Consider the following 20,441-nt stretch of genomic DNA (forward strand, 5'->3'; position numbering starts at 1 on the left):
ACCTGCCCGGATCGGCGGTGGGGAAGGCGGTCTGGAAAGCGGGCCAGGAATGCGGCAAGGGGCACGGTCCTGAGATCGAGCAGTTGCCAAGGGGTGAAAAGTCCGTTATTTAATGCAACGGGGCACGAAGCGCGCGTAAGCGCCCGTGACAAGGGGAGAAATCGTGGGGCTCATCACAAAAAGTCAGGCACCGCTCGTCGGCGTCGACATCAGCTCGACTGCCGTCAAGCTGCTCCAGCTGTCGCGGTCGGGTGACCGGTACCGCGTGGAGCACTACGCGGTCGAGCCGCTGCCGCCCAATGCCGTGGTCGAAAAGAGCATCGTCGAGGTCGAGGCGGTCGGCGAGGCCATCCGCCGCGCGGTGTCGCGCTCCGGCACGCGCGCCAGGCAGGCCGCCGCGGCCGTCGCCGGCTCGGCGGTGATCACCAAGATCATCCCCATGCCCGCGGACCTGGACGACGACGACATGGAGTCGCAGGTCGAGCTCGAGGCGGTCAACTACATCCCGTACCCGATCGAGGAAGTGAACCTCGACTACGAGGTGCTGGGAATGATGCCGGGCAACGCCGAGATGGTGCAGGTGCTGCTCGCTGCGTCGCGCTCCGAAAACGTCGAGATGCGTGCATCGGCGCTCGAACTGGGCGGCCTGACCGCACGGATCATGGACGTCGAGGCCTTCGCCATCGAGAACGCTTTCGCGCTGCTCGCCAATTCGCTCAACATCCCGCACGACGGCATCGTGGCGATGGTCGACGTCGGTGCGACGATGACCACGCTCAACATCCTGCGCAACGGCCGCAGCCTGTATTCGCGCGAACAGGTGTTCGGCGGCAAGCAGCTCACCGACGAGGTGATGCGCCGCTACGGGCTGAGCTACGAGGAGGCAGGCCTCGCCAAGCGACAGGGCGGCCTGCCCGAAAGCTACGAGATCGAAGTGCTCGAGCCGTTCAAGGAAGCGCTGGTCCAGCAGATCAGCCGCCTGCTGCAGTTCTTCTATGCCGGCAGCGAGTTCAACCGCGTCGACCAGGTGGTCCTGGCCGGCGGCTGCGCCTCGATCCCGGGCGTGGCCGAGATGGTCGAGGAGCAGCTGGGCGTGCAGACGGTAGTGGCCAACCCGCTGGCGCAGATGACCCTCGGCCCGCGCGTACAGGCGCATGCGCTGGCCCAGGACGCCCCGGCGCTGATGATTGCCTGCGGCCTGGCCTTGAGGAGCTTCGACTGATGGCCCGGATCAATCTGCTGCCGTGGCGTGCCGAACGCCGCAAGGTGCGCCAGAAGGAATTCGGCATGATGCTGGCCCTGGCCGCGCTGGCCGGCCTGGTGCTGTGGTTCCTGGTCAACACCTATTACAACAACCAGATTTCGGGCCAGGAAGGCCGTAACGCCTACCTGCAGGAACAGATCACGCAGGTCAACGGCAAGATCAAGGAAATCGAGGAGCTCGACAAGCAGAAGGCCCGCCTGCTGGCGCGCAAGGAAGTCATCGAGCAGCTGCAGGCCAACCGCTCGCAGATGGTGCACCTGTTCGATTCGCTGGTGCGCACCATCCCCGACGGCGTGGTCCTGACCTCCATCAAGCAGGAGGGCGAGAAGCTCACGCTCGAAGGTCGCTCGCAGTCCAATGCGCGCGTCAGCACCTACATGCGCAACCTGGAAGGGTCCGGCTGGATGACCAAGCCCGAGCTCTCGATCATCGAGGCCAAGGGCATGGTGAAGGGGCTCCCGTATGCGTTCACGCTGACCGTCACCCTGGCCAACCCCAATGCGGCCAAGGACGAGAACGGCGATGGCGTCCCCGATGCGGTTCCACCCGTGGGTGAGACGCCGGCCGAGGGCGTGACGCCGGCTGCCCCTGCCCAAGAAGGAGCCGCCTCGTGAGCCAGAGAAAAGTGAAGATCAGTGAGCTCGATCTCAACAACCCCGGCAGCTGGCCCCGGCAATACAAGATCATCTTCTGCGTGCTGCTCGGCCTGCTGATCTTCGGCCTGCTGTGGTGGGTGGTAACCCGCGACAAGGGCGACCAGCTGGAGAAGCTCGACCAGCGCGAGACCGAATTGCGCGTCGAGTTCGAAACCAAGCAGGGCCGCGCGGCCAACCTGGAGCCGCTCAAGCAGCAGCTCGCGCAGATGGAGCAGCAGCTGCAGCAGATGCTGCGCCAGCTGCCGAGCAAGACCGAGATGCCGGATCTGATCGTCGACATTTCCCAGACCGCGCTGGCCACCGGCATCCAGAACGAGCTGTTCCAGCCCGGCCCGGAAACGCCGAAGGAGTTCTACGCCGAGAAGCCGATCGCGCTGAAGATGGTGGGCACCTACCACCAGTTCGGTGCCTTCGTCAGCGGCGTGGCCTCGCTGCCGCGCGTGGTGATCATGACGATGCACGATATCTCGCTGCGCCCGGTGAACGCCGACAAGGATCCGGCGGCTTCGATCAGGCCCAACTCCGGCCTCGAACTCGCGGGCACGGTGAAGACCTATCGCTACCTCGACGAAGACGAGGCTGCCGAGCAGGCCAGCGCGGCAGCCGCCGATGCGGCTGCGGCGGGCGCGAAGGGAGGACACTGACATGGGCACGTCGAACGTGGTTATCCGCGGCGCGCTCGCCCTGGGGCTTGCACTCGTCCTTGGCGGCTGCGGCCGCAGCGTCACCAGCGGTCCGGAACCTGCGACCAACCTCGAGGAATGGGTCGCCAACGTGAAGGCCAAGCCGGCCCCACCGCTGGACCCGTTGCCGGTGATGCAGCAGTTCGAGACCTTCGAATACGCCGCGCAGGGCATGCGCGATCCGTTCAGCGATGCGTTCACGTCGCAGGACAGTGGCAGTGGCAGCGGCCCGCGCCCGGATTCGCACCGGCGCAAGCAGACGCTCGAGCAGTTCCCGCTCGACAGCCTCGACATGGTCGGTACGATCGGTCGCGGCAACGGCCTGGTCGGGCTGGTGGTTGCGCCCGACAAGGTCGTGTACCGGGTGCAGCCCGGCGTCTACATGGGGCAGAACGACGGTCGCGTGACCGACGTTCGCGAAGATCGCATTGAACTCGTCGAACTTGTGCCGGATGGCGCGGGCGGCTGGCTGGAAAGGCCGGCGTCGGTTGCGCTCGAAGATAATTGATAGGGGAAGCCAGATGACCGTTACCCAAGCGCAACACCTGCAGAAGAGCCGACGCGCCATGCCCTTGCGAGCCAGCGTGGTCGGTCTCGTCGCGGGGCTGGTCTCGGCCTTCGGCGCCGTGCACGCCGAGCAACCCGCCACGAGCGCGTCCTACCTCGCGGTCGCGCAGGCCGCCGCTCCCGCGGCAGCCGACCCGGCCAAGCAGGTCGCTGGTGGGCTCGCCGTCTCCAGCATCGACTTCAAGCGCGGCGACGGCGGCTCGGGCAAGCTGATCATGCGGTTCAGCGGCGATGGCGCGATGCCCGACCTGCGCAAGCAGGGTTCGGACGTGGTCATCAACGTCGGCAACGCGAGCCTGTCGCCTGCGCTGCAGCGGCCGCTCAACGTCACCGATTTCGCCACCCCGGTACAGCGCATCGACGCCAGCCAGGCGGGCAGCGGTTCGCAGATCGTGCTCAGCACCAACGGCCCGTTCGAATCGATGGCCTACCAGACCGGTCGCGACTACATCGTCGAGATCGTGCCGCGCGCCAGCGCGCCGGCACGTGCGGTCGGCGCGCCGCAGTCCGCCGCCCGCAGCAGCAGCGCCGCCGATCCGCTGGAGCGCAAGTACACCGGCAAGCCGGTGACGTTCGACTTCCAGAACATCGCCGTGCGCACGGTGCTGAAGCTGATCGCCGACGAGTCGCACCTGAACATCGTGGCCTCCGACTCGGTGCAGGGCGACGTGACCCTGCGCCTGGACAACGTGCCGTGGGACCAGGCGCTGGACATCGTCCTGCAGGCCAAGGGCCTGGACAAGCGCCGCAGCGGCAACGTGATCTGGGTGGCGCCGCAGGTCGAAATCGCCAAGTACGAGCAGGACAAGGCCGACGCGCGCATCGCGATCGAGGAGCGCGCCGAGATGGTGACCGAGTACATCCCGGTCAACTACGGCAGTGCCGAGGACATCGCCAAGCTGCTGACCGAAGAGAGCAAGAACAGCATGACCGGCGGCGGTGGCAGCGGCGGCTCGGGTGGCAACAACGGCAACCAGAGCCGCGGCTTCCTGTCCTCGCGCGGCAGCATCAGCTTCGACCGCCGCACGAATACGCTGCTGGTGATCGACATCCCGGAGCGCGTCAGCAACATCAAGAGCCTGGTCAGCGAGCTCGACCGCCCGGTCGACCAGGTGGTGATCGAAGCGCGCATCGTCATCGCGACCGAATCGTTCGCCCGTGAGTTGGGAGCAAAGTTCGGCTTCAACGGCGCGACCGGCAAGCCGGGCGACCGCAGTTCGCTTGGCTTTGGTGGCAACGCCGATGTGTCCGGCAAAAACGCAGTCGAGCGTGGCGACGCCGTAATGAATGGCGACAGCACCTTTGAAGCCGTGCGCGGCATGAGCGTGAACCTGCCCTCCACGCTAGCCGGCGCCGGTTCGTTCGCGCTGTCGATCCTCAACGCCGGCTACCTGCTCGACGTCGAACTGTCGGCACTGCAGACCGAAGGCCGCGGCGAGGTCATCTCCAACCCGCGCGTGGTCACCAGCAACCAGAAGGAAGCGGTGATCACCCAGGGCCGCGAGATCGGCTACATCACCGTGACCGGCGGCCAGAGCAACAACGTGCCGACCGTGCAGTTCAAGGAAGCGCTGCTGCAGCTCAAGGTCACGCCCACCATCACCAACGACGGCCGCGTGTTCCTGAACATGTTCGTGACCAAGAACGAGCAGGACGGCCGCATCGACCTGGGCGACTTCGGCTACGTGCCGACCATCGCCCGCCGTGAGGTCAACACCGCGGTGCTGGTCGACGACGGCCAGACGGTGGTGATTGGCGGCGTGTACGAGTTCAAGGACCAGAACGACGTGTCCAAGATCCCGTTCCTCGGCGATATCCCGTTCCTGGGCAACCTGTTCAAGCGCAAGACGCGCAGCAAGGAAAAGGCCGAACTGCTGGTGTTCGTCACGCCGAAGATCCTGCGGGTGGCGCAGCGCAACTGAGGCGCGCCGCAACGCGGACCAGACGGGGCCTTCGGGCCCCGTTTGCATTTCCGGCCGGCAGCTTCGCGCTCGTGCGACCTCCCGTGCAACTGGCGGCTGGCTCCGCCCGACGCGGTGACAGATCTGGTTTGCATCGTCTGTCCATTCGTCGAGCCGGCAGTGTAGTTGTCACCTGGCTGAACGCCGCCCGGAACCATGGCGCCGCACTTCGGTCAAACTGGGCCCGACGCCAGCCGGGCGCCGCCGCACGGTCGATCCATGGAGACATCCAGCCAAGACATCCCGCGCCTGCATGGCCTGTTCACGGCCCTGCGCGATGACCTTTCGAAGCAGATCGTCGGCCAGTCCGCACTGGTCGAGCGGCTGCTGATCGCGCTGCTTGCGGACGGGCACCTGCTGGTTGAAGGCGCCCCCGGGCTGGCCAAGACCACCGCGATCCGGTCGCTGGCCGCGCGCGTGGAGGCCGACTTCGCCCGCGTCCAGTTCACGCCCGACCTGCTGCCGGCCGACCTGACCGGCACCGAGGTCTGGCGGCCGCATGACGGGCGGTTCGAATTCCAGCCCGGCCCGATCTTCCATTCGGTGCTGCTCGCCGACGAGATCAACCGCGCGCCGGCCAAGGTGCAATCGGCGCTGCTCGAGGCGATGGGCGAGCGCCAGGTGACCGTCGGCCGCCAGACCTACGCGTTGCCGCCGCTGTTCCTGGTGATGGCGACGCAGAATCCGATCGAGCAGGAAGGCACGTTCCCGCTGCCGGAGGCGCAGCTCGACAGGTTCCTGATGTACGTGCGCATCGGCTACCCGGAAGCCGAAGCCGAAGGCGAGATCCTGCGCCTGGCGCGTGAGCGCGCCCGGCAGGGACTGCAGGTCGAAGCGGTGGCGTGCGAACGGATTTCGCAGGCCGACGTGTTCGCCGCGCGCGCCGCGGTGCTCGACCTGCACGTGGCTCCCCCGCTGGAGCGCTACCTGATCGAACTGGTGCTCGCGTCGCGCGACGCCGCGCGCTACGACCCGGAACTGGCGCGGCGCATCAGCTGGGGCGCAAGTCCGCGCGGCTCGATCGCGCTCGAACGCTGCGCACGTGCGCGCGCCTGGCTGGCGGGCCGCGATTTCGTGACCCCTGACGACATCCGCGCCATCGCACCCGACGTGCTGCGCCATCGCGTGCTGCCCAGCTACGAGGCGACGGCGGAAGGCTGGGACGGCGAGCGGCTGGTCGCCGGACTGCTGGACAAGGTGCCGCTGCCGTGAGCGCAGGGGCCGGTCGCCGGACGTCCCGTGGCAACGGTCCTGGCCGCGATGCTTCGCGGAGGGCCGTGCGCCATGCGCGATCTCGCGATGGGCTCCAATCGAGCGTGAAACGGCTGCGTTCGCTGCTGTCCGGGCCGGGAACTGTTGCTTGGCACCGATCGCGGTTCCTGGCTGTAGCGGCATCCGCCGATGCCTGGCCAAAACGCTGGTGGTCACTCGAACGTTTGCCGGCGCGTGCGAACCGCGGTTCACACGATGAGTGACGGCATCGTTCCCACGCTCGCGGAGCTCGTCGCGCTGCGCGCCGCCGCGCAGGGTCGACGTCCGCCGCGGCGCGGCCGCCATGGAGTGAGCGGGCAGGCGCCGTCGCCGCTGCGCGGGCGCGGCATGGAGTACGCCGAATCGCGCGAATACGCGATCGGGGACGACGCGCGCCACATCGACTGGCGGCTCACCGCGCGCAGCGGCAAGCCGCACACCAAACTGTTCCAGGCCGAGCGCGAACGGCTGACGCTGATCGTGGCCGACACCGCGCCGACCCTCTATTTCGGCACCCGGGTGCGCTTCAAGTCGGTGCAGGCCGCGCGCGCCGGCGCGGTGGCCGCATGGGCAGCGGTGCGCGATGGCGACCGGATCGCGGCGCTGCGCGGCAGCGTGGCCGAACCGCCGGTGGCACCTGCTGCGGGCCCGCGCGGCGCGCTGCGCGTGCTCGACGCGCTTGCACGGTGGTATTCGGGGCCGCCCGGGGAAGACGGCGGCCTGGCGCTCGCGCTCGACCATGCCGCGCGACTGCTGCGGCCGGGCTCACGCATGGTGGTCCTGGCCGACCCTGCCAGCATCGCCGACGTGCCGGCTTCGCGCTGGCCGGCGCTGTCGATGCACAGCGAGGTTGTCGTGCTGCTGCTGGGCGACCCGCTGGAGCGCGATCCGCCGCGCGCACCGCTGCCATTCGCCACGCCCGCGCACAGGGTGGAACTCGACCTCGGCAGCGCCGCGACGCGACAGCGCTGGCGCGATGAGTTCGTCGCGCCCATCGATGCCGCGCTGGCGTCGCTGCCGGCGCGCGGCATTCGCGTGCAGCTCCTGTCCAGCGACGCGCCCAGCGAATCCTGGCTGTCGTCGCCTGCCAGTCCCCAGGCCGCCTGATGGCGATGCAGGACCTGCCGCTGCGCGACATCCACCAGCCGCCGCCGCCGCCCTGGTGGCCGCCGGCCCCGGGCTGGTGGTGGCTGGCGACGGTGCTGCTGGTGCTGCTCGCGTTCGCCGCGTGGTGGTGGCTACGCGCGCGGCGGCGGCGCGCTGCGATCGTGCGCCTGTTCGACGAACGCGTGGACGCGGCGGCGACACCGGTCGAACGCGTCGCGGCGATGTCCGAGCTGCTGCGTCGCGCGGCGCGCCGGCGCGACCCGGCGGCTGATCGCCTGCAGGGCGATGCGTGGCTCGCGTTCCTCGACGGCGACATGCAAGCCGCGAGCGCAAAGGCACCGTTTTCCGCTGGCGCCGGGCACGTACTGCTCGACGGTGGATTTCGCCGCGAGATCGACGACGACGCGGCGGCGGCGCTGCTGCCGCTCGCGCGCCGGCGCTATCTCGAACTGATGGCGCTGCGGCGATGAGCGCCTGGTGGTCAGCCCTGGGTGGCGACTGGCTGGCGGGCTTCGCCTGGCCCTGGCTGCTGCTGGCCCTGCCGCTGCCGTGGCTGGCGCGGCGCCTGCTGCCGGCCGCGCGCAGCGCGTCCGCCGCGCTCAGGGTGCCTTACGGCGCGCGCCTCGATGCCATCGCGGGCCGCGGCGGCTTGGCGCGCGGCGGACATGCGGCGTGGTGGCTGTGGCTGGCGTGGCTGCTGCTGTGCCTGGCCGCGGCGCGGCCGCAGCAGCTGGGCGAAGCGGTGCAGCCGCCGCAAAGCGGGCGCGACCTGATGCTGGCCGTCGACCTCTCCGGCAGCATGGGCGAAGAAGACATGACGCTCGGCAACACCGTCGTCGACCGCCTCACCGCGGCGAAGGCGGTGATCGCGGACTTCCTCGACCGCCGCCAGGGCGATCGCGTCGGCCTGCTGGTCTTCGGCCAGCAGGCGTACGCGCTGGCACCGCTGACACTGGATCGCGAAAGCGTGCGCCAGCAGTTGCGCGACAGCGTGGTCGGCCTGGCCGGGCGCGAGACCGCGATCGGCGACGCGATCGGACTGGCGGTCAAGCGCCTGCGCGCGCAGCCGGCCGGGCAACGCGTGCTGATCCTTCTGACCGACGGCGTCAGCAACGCCGGCCAGCTCGAACCGGTCAAGGCCGCCGAACTGGCACGCGACAACGGCGTGCGCGTGCACACCATCGCCTTCGGCGGCGAAGGCGGCGACGTCTCGGTGTTCGGCTTCCGCCTGCCGGTGCCAGGCGGTGACGACAGCATGGACGAGGCCACGCTCAAGCGTATCGCCGACATCACCGGCGGCCGCGCATTCCGCGCCCGCGACACCGCCGAGCTGGCAGGCATCTACGCCGAGATCAATCGTCTCGAGCCCGTGCAGCGTCCCGGCGAACGCGTGCAACCGCGCCTGGAACGTTATCCGTGGCCGCTGGGCGCTGCGCTGATGTGCGCGCTGCTTGGCTACGTCCTGCCACGCGGCATGCGGCTGCGGCTGAAGCCGGGAGGCGCGGCATGAACCCGCAGGCGATCGCACAGGCGTTCGACGCGCTGCACTTCCTGCGTCCGCAGTGGCTGTGGGCGCTGCTGGCGTTGCCGCTGCTCGCCTGGGCATGGCACCGGCACCGGCTGCGTGACAGTGCCTGGCGCGGCGCGGTGGATGCGCACCTGTTGCCGCACCTGCTCGACCGCGGCGAAAGCCGGCGCGGCATCGCCGCGCTTTGCATGCTGCTCTCCGGTTTCGGCCTGGGCGTGCTGGCGCTGGCCGGCCCGAGCTGGCGTCACGGTGACCAGCCACTGCTGCAGGGCGAGGCGCCGCTGGTGGTCGCGCTCGACCTGTCCAGCGCCATGCTCGCCAGCGACCTGCCGCCGTCGCGGCTGCTGCAGGCGCGTGCCAAGCTCGCGACGCTGCTAAGCCAGCGCAGCGGCGGGCAGGTGGGGCTGGTGGTGTTCGCCGGCGACGCCTACACCGTGGCACCGCTCACCCGCGACGCCGGCAACGTGGCGCTGTTCCTCGATTCACTGGCGCCGGACGTGATGCCGGTGGATGGCGACAACGCCGCGCGCGGCATCGAGCAGTCCATGCGGCTGCTCAGGCAGGCCGGTTTTACCGGCGGCGAGATCCTGCTGATCGGCAGCCATGCCGACGCGGCCGCGCGCGCGGCCGCTGCGGATGCCAAGCGGGCCGGCTATCGCGTGTCGGCACTCGGCCTCGGCTCGTCGGCCGGCACCGCCTATCGCACCGCGCAGGGCGCGATCGCGCGCACGCGACTGGATGCCGCGTCACTGCGCGCATTGGCGAGCGCGGGCGGCGGCCGCTACGAAACGCTGACGGCGGGCGCCGCAGACCTGGATGCGCTCGGCGTGCTCGACGTGCAGGCGTCGGAGCGCGATGCGCTCGGCGGCAAGGCCGCGACGTGGCGCGATGACGGTTACTGGCTGCTGTTGCCGCTGATGCTGCTGGCGCTGTTTGCGTTCCGGCGCGGCGGGGGCGTGGCGGTGCTGCTGCTGTGCGCCTGCCTGCCGTGGCGTGTGGCGATGGCGGCGGACGAGGGGACGCTGTGGCGCCGCGCCGACCAGGTCCGGTACGAGCGCATGCAGGCCGGGGCCGAGGCCTATCGCGGCGACGACTACAAGGCCGCGGCCGATGCGTGGCGCGCGCTGCCCGGAGCCGACGCCGACTACAACCGCGGCAACGCCCTGGCGAAGGCCGGCCGCTACGAGGATGCCATCGCGGCCTACGACGAAGCGCTGCGGCAGCAGCCGGGCATGGCCGACGCCAAGGCCAATCGCGCGATGGTCGAGGCTGCGATGCAACGCAAGCCGCCGCCCTCGAAGCAGCCCGGGGGGCGCGGCGATCAGGACAAGACGCCAAACAGCGGCAAGCCGAACGACGGCAAGTCCAATCCGGAGGAGGATTCCGGCCAGCAGCCACCGGACTCGGGCGAGGGGCCGCGAGACGCGCAGGACAAGTCCGATGACGGAAAGCCGCGCGACGGCGGCGAAGGCCAGCAGGAGCCGTCGCCGACGCAGTCGCCGCCGAAGGCCGGCGATGCCGAGGCCCAGCGCAGGGCCGATGCGGAGCAGCGCGCACGCATGCAGGAGGCCCTGCAGGGCGAGCCGGAGAAGGGCGGACGCGTCGACGACGGAAAGCCCCAAGCCGGCGCGCCCACGAAGGCATCGAGTCCGGCCGATCGCGAGAAGCAGCGCGCCAACGAAGCCTGGCTGCGGCGCGTGCCCGACGACCCGGGCGGCCTGCTGCGCGCCAAGTTCCGGCTCGAACACGAGCGCCGCCAGAAGACCGGAGAACCCTGATGCCACGCTGGTACACCTCGCTGGCCTGCCTGCTGCTGCTGTTCGCGAGCCTTGCCGCGCATGCGCAGACGCGCGCCTGGATCGACCGCGACCAGGTCGCGCTCGGCGAAACCCTCACCCTCAACGTCGAAACCGACGACGCCAGTGCCGGCGCGCCGGACTGGTCGCCGCTGGACAAGGATTTCGTGGTCAGCGGCAACAGCAGCAGCCGCCAGGTCGAAATCATTGATGGCCACGCGAGCACCCGGATGCTGTTCGCGGTCGCCCTGCAGCCACGGCGCGAAGGACTACTGACGGTGCCCGCGCTGCGCGTCGGCAAGCACCGGACGCAGCCGTTGCCGCTGACCGTGACCGAAGCCGCGCCGCCCGCGCGCGCCGGCAGCGCGGCCTTCATCGAGGCCCAGATCGACGATGACAGTCCGTACGTGCAGCAATCGGTGGGCTACGCGCTGCGCCTGTACTACGCCACGCCGCTGGTCTCCGGGCAGCTCGACCAGGCCACGCCCGACGGCGCGTCGCTGCAGCGCGTCGGCAGCGACCTGCAGTACACGCGCGAGGTGGGCGGCAAGCGCTACACGGTCGTGGAGCGCCGCTTCCTGCTGGTCCCCGAGCGCAGCGGGCCGCTGACGATCCCCGGCGCGCGCTTCATCGGACGCGGCGCGGGCGGGTTCTTCGACGACATGTTCGGCGATGGTTCGCGCGAGCTCAGCGCCAACGGTGCGCCGCGTTTCGTCACCGTGCGTCCGGTGCCCGCGAATGCGCCCCAGCCCTGGCTGCCGCTGCGCGGGCTGGGTTTGCGCTACGTAGCCACGCCGCAGCGCGTGCGCGCCGGTGAAGCGGCCACGGTGACGATCGAGGCGCGTGCCGACGGCGCCACGGCGGCGCAATTCCCGGAGATCGAGCTGCCTGCGATCGATGGCGCCCAGGTGTTCGCCGAGCCCGCGCAGACCGACGAAACCTTCGAGGACGGCCGGCCGAAAATCACGGTGACGCGCAAGTTCTCGATCGTGCCCGCGCACGCCGGACCACTGCGCATTCCCGGCCCGCGCATCGCCTGGTGGGACGTGCGCGCGGCAACTGCACGTACGGCGTCGCTGCCCGACCTGCAGTGGCAGGTCGCAGCGGGCGCGCCGGGCACCGTCGCGCCTGCCGCAGCGCCTGGCATCGCCAGCAGCGACGCCTTGCAGGACGGCGGCGAGGCACGCGTGCCAAGCGTGCAGGGCGATGCACGGATCTGGGCCTGGGCGACGGCCGGCTTCGCGCTGCTGTGGCTGGCCACGCTGGTGTGGGCGCTGCAGCGGAAGCCGCAGCGCTTGGCGCGAGGGGATGCGCGCATCGAACCCGCGCAGACCGGTGCGGTCGGCATGGACCGCCGCGACCTCCGGCGCGCGCTCGACAGCGGCGACTTCGGCGATGTGGCCGACGTGTTGTGCGCGATGGCCGATCCACCCGCCGCCGATCTCGACGCGGTTCGGGAGCGCCTGGACGATGCCGCGCAACGCGATGCCGTCGCCGCCCTGCAGCGTGCGCGCTGGGGCGATGGGGATGGCCCGGCGGCCCGGGCCGCCCTGCGCGCTGCGTTCGCGGCTGGCCCGCGCTGGCGCGGGCGTGGGAGGACGCAAACGGAGGAACCGCTGGCGCCGCTGTATCCGCCAGGCACAAACCCGCGAGCTTGAAGCCGGCAGGAGTGAAGCCCGCAAGTGTGAAGCGGGCAGGGTAGAGGCCGGCATGGTCGAAACCGGCGATCCGGCCGGGCCCCGCGCCGGGCGTCCCGGCCCTGAAAAAAGCGATGCCACTGCGCCGCCGGTGACCCGAGACCCGGTTTGCTAAGCTCCCGGCCTTCCCGCGCCACGAGCAAAAAAGCCCATGACCGACCCGACGACGCCCGCCAAGGCGGCCATGCCGCTGCACTGGAAGATCGGGATCGGCTTCTTCCTTGGCCTGCTCGCCGGGATGATCGTGCACTACACGGTCGGCGCCGATGCGACGTGGATCCAGAACGTCACCCGCTACGCGACGCAGCCCTTCGCGACCCTGTTCCTGACCCTGATCTTCATGCTGATCGTGCCGCTGCTGTTCTCGGCTCTGGTGGTCGGCGTATCGGAAATGGGCGACATTCGCTCGCTCGGCCGCATCGGCTGGCGCACGCTGGCCTACACGATCCTGCTGTCGGGCATCGCGGTGGTGCTGGGCCTGGTGATGGTCAACGTGTTCCAGCCGGGGGCGGGCGTGGACCCGGTGCTCGCTCAGCAGCTGCTCAACGAGGGCGCCGAGCGCGCGCAGGCCATCGTGCAGGACAGCAAGGGCCAGGCCAGCGGCATCGAGATGCTGCTGTCGATCGTGCCGGACAACGTGGTGGGCGCGGCATCGAGTAATGCGTCGATCCTCGCGCTGATGTTCTTCGCGCTGATGTTCGGCATCGGCATCGTGCTCAGCAAGGCAACGCCTGCGATCGAAACGCTGCGCCGGGGGATCGAAGGCCTGTTCGAAGTCTCGATGACCCTGATCGGCCTGGTGATCAAGCTCGCGCCGTATGCGGTGTTCTGCTTCATGTTCAACCTTGCCGTGCTCTTCGGCTGGGAGCTTCTGGTACGGCTGGGCGCGTACGTGCTGGTGGTGTTCGGCGCGCTGGTGATCCACATGGTGGTGGTGTACTCGCTGGCGCTGAGGTTCATCGGCGGCTATTCGCCGGTGAAGTTCTTCAGGGGCGTGCAGGAAGCGATGCTGATGGCGTTCTCGACCGCATCGAGCAACGCCACGCTGCCGACCGCGCTGCGCGTGGCCGACGACGAGCTGGGCCTGCCCAAGCGCGTGTCGCGGTTCGTGCTGACCATCGGTGCCACCGCCAACCAGAACGGCACCGCGCTGTTCGAGGGCGTGACCGTGATCTTCCTCGCCCAGTTCTTCGGCGTGGAACTGTCGATCGGCCAGCAGGTGATGGTGATGCTGGTCTGCATCCTGGGCGGCATCGGAACCGCGGGCGTGCCATCGGGTTCGCTGCCGGTGGTGGCGCTGATCTGTGCGATGGTGGGCGTGCCGCCCGAAGGCATCGGTCTGATCCTGGGCGTGAACCACTTCCTCGACATGTCGCGCACGGTGGTCAACGTGACCGGCGACCTGGGCATCGCGGCCATGGTGTCGAAGGGCGAACCGGAAACCACGATGCTCGACGAAGCCGCCGCGCAGGACTCCATGGCGTAGCGCGGGTCGCGCTCTGGCGCCTTGTCAGAGCGCTCTGTCCGCTTCGGGGGCGGTTGATCTCAGGCCCTGCCACGCGCTGACGACCGAGGCAGACGACGGCTTTCGGGTGAATGTCCCCCCGGCATCCCCGTCTTAGTCGACGGAAATTCGAGCGCTCCCCGCGAGCGCGGGATTTTTGCTTCGCCACGGCAGCGTGGGACAATGGGCCGCCCGCGAATCGCCGGGCGCCGCCCCTCGTGAATTGCCGCCCATGACGACGCCCAGCCGCCGCGACCTCGCCAACGCCATCCGCTTCCTCGCCATCGACGCCGTGCAGGCCGCCAATTCCGGCCATCCGGGCATGCCGATGGGCATGGCCGACATCGCCGAGGTGCTCTGGAACGATTACCTGGGCCACAACCCCAACAACCCGAAGTGGTTCAACCGCGACCGCTTCGTGCTTTCCAACGGGCACGGTTCGATGTTGCAGTACGCGCTGCTGCACCTGTCGGGCTACGACCTGCCGATCGAGCAGATCAAGCGCTTCCGCCAGCTGGAATCGCAGACCCCCGGCCATCCCGAGAACTTCATGACCCCGGGCGTGGAAACCACCACCGGGCCGCTCGGGCAGGGCTTCGCCAACGCCGTGGGCATGGCGCTGGCCGAGAAGGTGCTGGCGCAGCGCTTCAACCGCCCCGAGTTCGCGGTGGTCGACCATCGCACCTGGGTGTTCATGGGCGACGGCTGCATGATGGAAGGCATTTCGCACGAAGCCGCATCGCTGGCCGGGACCCTGGGGCTGGGCAAGCTGGTCGCGTTCTGGGACGACAACCACATCTCGATCGACGGCGAGGTCGAAGGCTGGTTCACCGACGACACCCCGGCGCGCTTCGAAGCCTACGGCTGGCGCGTGCTCCGCGACGTCGACGGCCACGATGCCGACGCGATCAAGGCCGCGATCGAGCAGGCGCTGGCACACGACGACAAGCCGGTACTGGTCTGCTGCCGCACCACGATCGGCTTCGGCTCGCCGAGCAAGGCGGGCAAGGAAGCCTCGCACGGCGCCGCGCTGGGCAAGGACGAGGTCGAGGCCACGCGCAAGGCGCTGGGCTGGAACCACGGTCCGTTCGAGATCCCGCAGGAGATCCGCGACGGCTGGCGCGCCGGCAACGCGGGCCTGGTGCGCGAGGAGCAGTGGAACCGGATGTTCGACCAGTACGCCACGCGCCATCCGGAGCTGGCCGAGGAACTGGTGCGCCGCACGCACGCCGAACTGCCTGAAGACTTCGCCGCGGTGGCCGATGCCTACATCGCGAAGCTGCAGGCCGAAGGCAAGGTGGTCGCTTCGCGCAAGGCCTCGCAGATGGCGATCGAGGCCTTCGCGCCGCACCTGCCCGAACTGATCGGCGGCTCGGCCGACCTGGCCAGCTCCAACCTGACCCTGTGGAGCGGCAGCAAGTCGGTGGCCAGCGACGACGCCGGCGCCAACTACGTGTATTACGGCGTGCGCGAATTCGCGATGACCGCGATCAGCAACGGCCTGGCCGTGCACGGCGGTTTCATTCCGTACGACGCCACGTTCCTGGTGTTCAGCGACTACGCGCGCAACGCCGTGCGCATGAGCGCGCTGATGGGCGCGCACGCGATCCACGTCTATACCCACGATTCGATCGGCCTGGGCGAGGACGGCCCCACGCACCAGCCGATCGAACACCTGGCGAGCCTGCGTCATATCCCGAAGAACGATGTCTGGCGCCCATGCGACGCGGTGGAGTCCGCGGTGTCGTGGCGCGCGGCGATCGAACGCCGGGACGGGCCGAGCTGCCTGGTGTTTTCGCGCCAGAACCTTGCCCACCAGCCGCGCAGCGAAGCGCAGGTGGCGGACATCGTGCGCGGCGGTTACGTGCTGCGCGACAGCGACGGCGCGCCGGAGCTGATCTTGGTGGCGACCGGTTCGGAAGTGGATCTGGCGATGCAGGCCGCCGGGCAGCTGGGCGACAAGGTGCGCGTGGTGTCGATGCCCAGCACCGACGTGTTCGACCGCCAGCCGGCCGCGTATCGCGAAACCGTGCTGCCCGACGCCTGCCGCAAGCGCGTGGCCGTGGAGGCAGGCGTCACCGATTTCTGGCGCAAGTACGTGGGCCTGGACGGCGCCGTGGTCGGCATCGACACGTTCGGCGCCAGCGGGCCCATCGAAGCGCTGATGCCGCACTTCGGATTCACCGTCGAGCACGTGGTCGAGGTCGCGCGTTCGCTGAAGTAGTCGCTGACGCCACCGGCAATCTCGCACATGGTTGCGTGCATCGGGCCTTCCCTCGCTGCGTAGCCGCAAGTTACGGCTTCGCTACTTCCAGCGCGTGGCGCAGCAGCTTCGCCTGCAGCCATTCCGCGGCGCCTTTTGGCGCCGACAGGCCCATCCGTTCCATCGCCTCGTTGTCGCGGGCGCCGGATGACAGCAGGGCGCCGACGATCGTGCGCGCCTTGCCACCCAAACTGCCGGTGCTGGCCTTCAACCAGCCCAGCGCCTTGAGCAGGCGCTGCTCGACCTCGGTGAAGTCGCTGCCCAGCGGGTAGTCCGGCAGCGTGCCGTCGCTTCGGAACGGCGCGAGCGCCTCGCGCAGGCGCTGCGGCGTATTGCGCGACCACGCCTGGGGAGGCGTGAAGTCGGGGCGCAGCTTGCGGTCGCGCTTCGCGGTCTCCAGCAGCGCTCGCTGGTGGCGCGCGTCGGAGATGCCGGCCATCGCGATCACGCAGTCTTCGTCGTTCCTGCCGCGCAGGTCGGCGATGCCGTATTCGTCGATGTAGAGGTCGCGCAGGTGGCGCGGGATGGTGCAGTGTCCGTAGTTCCAGCGGATGTTGGACAGCGTGCTTCCGCCGGCTTCGCGCATCGCGCGCAGCAGCAGCACCGAGCGTGCGTCGGGCAGGGCGTGCGCCATCGCCACGAAGTTGTACTGGCCGCCGACGCCGGACACGATGCGCCCGTCCTCGAGTCCGTCGGACACCGCCGCGCCCAGTGCGGTGGCCATCATGCAGGTGTTGAAGAAGCGCGCGTCGCGGCGCTGCGCGCGCTCGAGCATCTCGTCGCCGCCGTACAGCTGGTTGACCTCGCTGACCGGGCGCATGCCGATGCCACTGCGCGCCTCGTCGTCCAGGTCGCGCAGCCAGTCGTAGAAATCCTGCGATCCGAGGTAGAACGCGCCGTGCAGGAACTCGCCGTCGCGGTCGACCAGCTCGCGGTCCAGGTCGCTGGCGCTGCCGTCGTTCACGCGCTGCATCAGCGGCAGCTTGTCGACTACGCGGCGCCGCATCACCCCGCGTTCGACCAGCAGCTTGAACCCTTCGTTGATCATCTCGCTGCAGCCGTACAGGCCTTGCTCGAACGGCTCCAGCCCGCCGCTGGCGATGACGGCGGGGTGCCGCTCGAGTTCCGGATCGAGCGCCTGCAGCACGCGCCGGTACCCCGCGTTGTCGGCGTGGCGCAGCACCAGCGCATGGCACAGCGCGTCCGACAGCGCGCCGATGCCGACCTGTAGCGTGCCGCCGTCGCGAACCAGCGCGCTGGCGTACAGGCCGATCGCGTGTTCGGCGTCACCGACCGGCTGCCGAGGCAGCGCGAACAGCTTCGGAAACGGCGCCGGTGGCGCGACCACGATATCGAAGAAGTCGAGCGCGACCGCGGCCGGTCCGCCGAGCCACGGCAGCAGCGGATCGATCTCCGCCACCATCAGCGGACGCGGCGCGCCAGCGGCAGCGAGGGCGTCGAGCGCGTCGAAGGTCAGGTCGGTGTTCGACGACAGGGAAAGCTGCGTGCCTTCGGCATTGGCGGCGACCTTTTGCACGATGCAGTTCACGCCGCGGTCTGCCAGCGCGCGCGCGACATGGGTGTAATCCAGGCTCGCGTAGTGGCGCTGCGCCTGCGACGAACCCAGCAGCGCGCCCGATTGCACGTAGAACTCTTCGACCGTGATGTTGGCCGGCAGCGCGTCGCGCTTCTGCGCGGCGACGTAAGCCAGCCGAGGGAAGTCCTCGCCGAAATGGCGCGCGACGAACGGAGCGAGGAAGCGGCCTTCCAGTCCCTTCCCGGGCGGGGGTGGATCGAGCGACAGCGCCGTGTAGAGCTGCAGCGTGCGCGACGGATCGCGTTCGACGCGACCGTAGAGCGCATTGAGCAACCGGTGCGGCTTGCCGATGCCCAGCGGGGCGCCGACGACCAGCGGCCCGGGAAGGCGGGCGAGCATGCGGTCGACGGCGAGATCCAGCGAATCGAGGAATTCGGTCATCGCGGCAGGGTACGGCGGCCGACGTTAAGGAGCGAGCGGGGCCACTACGTCGTGCGATCGAAAACGACGGAGCCGGCAATCCGGGGGTTGGAAGGATGTCTCGCCAACCTGGGATCTCAGGAAGGGCTTTGCGGCAGGCGAGCAGGGCAAGCGGAAGGAGAAGAAACAAGGAACAACGGAGCAGCGGATGAGAAAAGCGAGAGGTGAGGCACGAGAGGTCACGGGCGATAGGCGGAGGGCGGGAGATGGGCGCGCGTCGCAGACGATGGCTTGCCATCCCCTGGGATCGAAAGCTCGGCTTTCGGTCGGCTAGGGGCGCATCGCTCCCGCGTCCCGCTACCGAAGACGGCGCGCCGCGCGCCGGGCCACCGTGTCCTGATGCGTCTTGGCCCCGTCATTGGCACGAATCGCGTTACGCCCGGGGTCGGCCCGGCCAAGCCGCTCCGACGTTCCTCCCGAATACCAGGCTCTTGACATCGCTCGAATTTACGTCTGTAATCGATACAAATTACAGGTGTAAACGAATGTCCGTCACCGATGCCGAAGCGCAGGTCATGCAGGTCCTGTGGGAACGCCACCCGCGCAGCGCCGAAGAAGTGGTTGCCGCCCTTGCGTCCAGCACCGACTGGGCCGAGCCGACCGTGAAGACCCTGCTCAACCGTCTGCTCAACAAGGGCGCGATCGAGGCGACCCGGGAGGGCCGCCGATACCTGTATTCGCCGGTTCTGGCCCGCGAGGCCTGGGTGGCGCAGCAGAGCGAGGGCTTGCTGCAGCGCCTGTTCGATGGGCGCGTGGCCCCGCTGGTGGCGCATTTCAGCCAGCGCGGCCGGTTGAGCGAGGCCGATATCGCCGAGCTGCGCCGCCTGCTGGAGGAGATTGACGATGACGCAGGCTGACGTGTTCCGCTGGCTGCTGGAAAGCACCTGCGCCAGCAGCGCCGTGATCGTGCTGGTGCTGCTGCTGCGCCGGCCGCTGCGGGCCATGTTCGGCGCGAATGTGGCGTACCTGCTGTGGTCGCTGGTGCCGATGGCCGTGCTGGCCGCGTCGATTCCGGCGCCGGTGGTGCACGTGTCTTTTTCAGGCGCGGTTAGCGATGCGCTGGCCGCCGGCACAATGGTTGCCATGCCTGCAACCGGTGGTGCGCTGGTGCCCTGGTGGCTGGCGATCTGGTGCGCGGGCGCCGTCGCGGCGGCAATGTCGCAGCTCGCCGCGCAATGGCGCTTCCATCGCGGCCTCGGCACGCTGCGCATCGACCGCGACGGGTTGCTGCACGCCGAGAGCAGTGCCGGCCTGCCGGCGGTGGTGGGCCTGCGGGGCAGGATCGTGCTGCCGGCCGATTTCGATCTGCGTTACAGCGCCGCCGAACGCGCGCTGATCCTCGCCCACGAACGCATCCACCGCGCCCGCGCTGACGTGGCCGGCAATGCGCTGATGGCTGGATTGCGCTGCGCGTACTGGTTCAACCCCTTGTTCTGGATCGCCGCTGATCGCTTCCGCCGCGACCAGGAACTGGCCTGCGACGAAACCGTCATCGCGCGCCATCCGCAGTCGCGCCGCGCGTATGGCGAGGCGATGGTGAAAACCCAACTGTCGGCGATGCCGGCGCCCCTGGCCTGCCACTGGTTCGGCGGCCACCCGTTGAAGGAGAGGATTGCCATGCTCAAGCACCCAAGCCCCGGCGCGCGCCGGACCACGGTTGGACTGATTCTCGCCGGCTCCGTGATCGCCGGGACGGCCTACGCGGCCTGGGCGGCGCGCCCGGCCGAACGCATCGCAGACACCACCGCGCAGTCCGTCCCGCATCCGCAGGCGCGGCCGGTTGTCGCGCAGGCCGGCGGCCGCGCACATGCGGCGACGCGCGTGGACATCCAGTCGAAGACCACGACGCCGCCCAAGTATCCGGCGGGGGCCGCTGCCAGCAAGACCACGGGCAAGGTCGTCATGCTCATCGACGTCGCCGCCGATGGCAGCGTGGCCGACGCGCGCGTCGAGAGGTCCGAGCCGGCGGGCGTGTTCGACCAGGTCACGCTGGACGCGGTAAAGGGCTGGAAGTTCGAGCCGGCCATGGAAAACGGCAAGCCGGTGGCTGGCCGCATCCGGGTGCCGGTGACTTTCGAGATGGACAAGCCGGCCGGCGCGCCGGCCGGCGGCAAGGCCTGAGGTGATGCGCGCACCGGCCCGGTGCG

At 69.5% G+C, this 20,441-nt stretch carries 16 protein-coding genes; 15 read left to right on the forward strand and 1 reads right to left on the reverse strand.

Translation table 11 applies throughout. The annotated features are described in order from the left end of the window. Positions 1-163: 163 nt before the first annotated feature. The 13 genes from ACFOM9_RS05875 (at position 164) to tkt (ending at position 16,238) form a co-directional block, all read left to right on the forward strand. On the forward strand, positions 164-1,222 hold the full coding sequence (locus tag ACFOM9_RS05875) for a pilus assembly protein PilM (protein WP_386707518.1): 1,059 nt from the start codon (positions 164-166) through the stop codon (positions 1,220-1,222). Beyond that, the gene (locus ACFOM9_RS05880; protein ID WP_386707521.1) at positions 1,222-1,878 is read left to right on the forward strand and encodes a PilN domain-containing protein; all 657 of its coding nucleotides are present in this window, start codon (positions 1,222-1,224) and stop codon (positions 1,876-1,878) included. Before ACFOM9_RS05875 ends, ACFOM9_RS05880 begins: the two co-directional genes overlap by 1 nt. Further along, positions 1,875-2,564, forward strand: coding sequence for a type IV pilus inner membrane component PilO (pilO, locus tag ACFOM9_RS05885; protein ID WP_386707523.1), 690 nt, complete (start codon positions 1,875-1,877; stop codon positions 2,562-2,564). Before ACFOM9_RS05880 ends, pilO begins: the two co-directional genes overlap by 4 nt. A 1-nt stretch (position 2,565) precedes the next feature. Next, positions 2,566-3,111, forward strand: a complete 546-nt coding sequence (locus ACFOM9_RS05890) for a pilus assembly protein PilP (RefSeq protein WP_386707526.1) — start codon at positions 2,566-2,568, stop codon at positions 3,109-3,111. A gap of 13 nt (positions 3,112-3,124) precedes the next feature. After that, positions 3,125-5,092 carry a type IV pilus secretin PilQ gene (locus ACFOM9_RS05895; RefSeq protein WP_386707529.1) on the forward strand — a complete coding sequence of 656 codons (1,968 nt, stop codon included), beginning with the start codon at positions 3,125-3,127 and terminating at the stop codon, positions 5,090-5,092. Positions 5,093-5,350: 258 nt separating this feature from the next. Next, on the forward strand, positions 5,351-6,343 hold the full coding sequence (locus tag ACFOM9_RS05900; protein WP_386707532.1) for an AAA family ATPase: 993 nt from the start codon (positions 5,351-5,353) through the stop codon (positions 6,341-6,343). 255 nt (positions 6,344-6,598) lie between these two features. Continuing rightward, positions 6,599-7,489: a DUF58 domain-containing protein gene (locus tag ACFOM9_RS05905; protein WP_386707535.1), complete on the forward strand. Its 891-nt coding sequence runs from the start codon at positions 6,599-6,601 to the stop codon at positions 7,487-7,489. Further along, positions 7,489-7,959, forward strand: coding sequence for a DUF4381 family protein (locus ACFOM9_RS05910; RefSeq protein WP_386707538.1), 471 nt, complete (start codon positions 7,489-7,491; stop codon positions 7,957-7,959). The genes ACFOM9_RS05905 and ACFOM9_RS05910 overlap by 1 nt, the downstream gene beginning before the upstream one ends. Continuing rightward, positions 7,956-8,999, forward strand: a complete 1,044-nt coding sequence (locus ACFOM9_RS05915; protein WP_386707540.1) for a vWA domain-containing protein — start codon at positions 7,956-7,958, stop codon at positions 8,997-8,999. Before ACFOM9_RS05910 ends, ACFOM9_RS05915 begins: the two co-directional genes overlap by 4 nt. Further along, positions 8,996-10,795, forward strand: coding sequence for a VWA domain-containing protein (locus tag ACFOM9_RS05920; RefSeq protein WP_386707543.1), 1,800 nt, complete (start codon positions 8,996-8,998; stop codon positions 10,793-10,795). Before ACFOM9_RS05915 ends, ACFOM9_RS05920 begins: the two co-directional genes overlap by 4 nt. Beyond that, positions 10,795-12,471, forward strand: a complete 1,677-nt coding sequence (locus tag ACFOM9_RS05925) for a BatD family protein (protein WP_386707546.1) — start codon at positions 10,795-10,797, stop codon at positions 12,469-12,471. Before ACFOM9_RS05920 ends, ACFOM9_RS05925 begins: the two co-directional genes overlap by 1 nt. Positions 12,472-12,661: 190 nt before the next feature. Beyond that, on the forward strand, positions 12,662-13,996 hold the full coding sequence (locus ACFOM9_RS05930; RefSeq protein ID WP_386707549.1) for a dicarboxylate/amino acid:cation symporter: 1,335 nt from the start codon (positions 12,662-12,664) through the stop codon (positions 13,994-13,996). Positions 13,997-14,246: 250 nt separating this feature from the next. Further along, positions 14,247-16,238 carry a transketolase gene (gene tkt, locus ACFOM9_RS05935; protein ID WP_386707552.1) on the forward strand — a complete coding sequence of 664 codons (1,992 nt, stop codon included), beginning with the start codon at positions 14,247-14,249 and terminating at the stop codon, positions 16,236-16,238. Between the two features lie 70 nt (positions 16,239-16,308). On the opposite strand, the gene ACFOM9_RS05940 is transcribed toward tkt, so the two are convergent. Continuing rightward, the gene (locus tag ACFOM9_RS05940) at positions 16,309-18,255 is read right to left on the reverse strand and encodes an acetyl-CoA hydrolase/transferase C-terminal domain-containing protein (protein ID WP_386707555.1); all 1,947 of its coding nucleotides are present in this window, start codon (positions 18,253-18,255) and stop codon (positions 16,309-16,311) included. 524 nt (positions 18,256-18,779) lie between these two features. On the opposite strand from ACFOM9_RS05940, the gene ACFOM9_RS05945 reads away from it, so the two are divergent. Further along, positions 18,780-19,151: a BlaI/MecI/CopY family transcriptional regulator gene (locus ACFOM9_RS05945; protein WP_386707558.1), complete on the forward strand. Its 372-nt coding sequence runs from the start codon at positions 18,780-18,782 to the stop codon at positions 19,149-19,151. After that, positions 19,138-20,415: a TonB family protein gene (locus ACFOM9_RS05950; RefSeq protein WP_386707561.1), complete on the forward strand. Its 1,278-nt coding sequence runs from the start codon at positions 19,138-19,140 to the stop codon at positions 20,413-20,415. The genes ACFOM9_RS05945 and ACFOM9_RS05950 overlap by 14 nt, the downstream gene beginning before the upstream one ends. Positions 20,416-20,441: the final 26 nt, after the last annotated feature.

This window comes from Luteimonas notoginsengisoli (assembly GCF_042648885.1).
Lineage (GTDB): Bacteria > Pseudomonadota > Gammaproteobacteria > Xanthomonadales > Xanthomonadaceae > Luteimonas > Luteimonas notoginsengisoli.

Excerpts from the sequence above, each read along its gene's own strand:
- ACFOM9_RS05880 (WP_386707521.1), top strand. The coding sequence starts at position 1,222 with ATGGCCCGGATCAATCTGCTGCCGTGGCGTGCCGAACGCCGCAAGGTG.
- ACFOM9_RS05890 (WP_386707526.1), top strand. The coding sequence starts at position 2,566 with ATGGGCACGTCGAACGTGGTTATCCGCGGCGCGCTCGCCCTGGGGCTT.
- ACFOM9_RS05895 (WP_386707529.1), top strand. The coding sequence starts at position 3,125 with ATGACCGTTACCCAAGCGCAACACCTGCAGAAGAGCCGACGCGCCATG.
- ACFOM9_RS05900 (WP_386707532.1), top strand. The coding sequence starts at position 5,351 with ATGGAGACATCCAGCCAAGACATCCCGCGCCTGCATGGCCTGTTCACG.
- ACFOM9_RS05905 (WP_386707535.1), top strand. The coding sequence starts at position 6,599 with ATGAGTGACGGCATCGTTCCCACGCTCGCGGAGCTCGTCGCGCTGCGC.
- ACFOM9_RS05910 (WP_386707538.1), top strand. The coding sequence starts at position 7,489 with ATGGCGATGCAGGACCTGCCGCTGCGCGACATCCACCAGCCGCCGCCG.
- ACFOM9_RS05915 (WP_386707540.1), top strand. The coding sequence starts at position 7,956 with ATGAGCGCCTGGTGGTCAGCCCTGGGTGGCGACTGGCTGGCGGGCTTC.
- ACFOM9_RS05920 (WP_386707543.1), top strand. The coding sequence starts at position 8,996 with ATGAACCCGCAGGCGATCGCACAGGCGTTCGACGCGCTGCACTTCCTG.
- ACFOM9_RS05925 (WP_386707546.1), top strand. The coding sequence starts at position 10,795 with ATGCCACGCTGGTACACCTCGCTGGCCTGCCTGCTGCTGCTGTTCGCG.
- ACFOM9_RS05930 (WP_386707549.1), top strand. The coding sequence starts at position 12,662 with ATGACCGACCCGACGACGCCCGCCAAGGCGGCCATGCCGCTGCACTGG.
- tkt (WP_386707552.1), top strand. The coding sequence starts at position 14,247 with ATGACGACGCCCAGCCGCCGCGACCTCGCCAACGCCATCCGCTTCCTC.
- ACFOM9_RS05940 (WP_386707555.1), bottom strand. The coding sequence starts at position 18,255 with ATGACCGAATTCCTCGATTCGCTGGATCTCGCCGTCGACCGCATGCTC.
- ACFOM9_RS05945 (WP_386707558.1), top strand. The coding sequence starts at position 18,780 with ATGTCCGTCACCGATGCCGAAGCGCAGGTCATGCAGGTCCTGTGGGAA.
- ACFOM9_RS05950 (WP_386707561.1), top strand. The coding sequence starts at position 19,138 with ATGACGCAGGCTGACGTGTTCCGCTGGCTGCTGGAAAGCACCTGCGCC.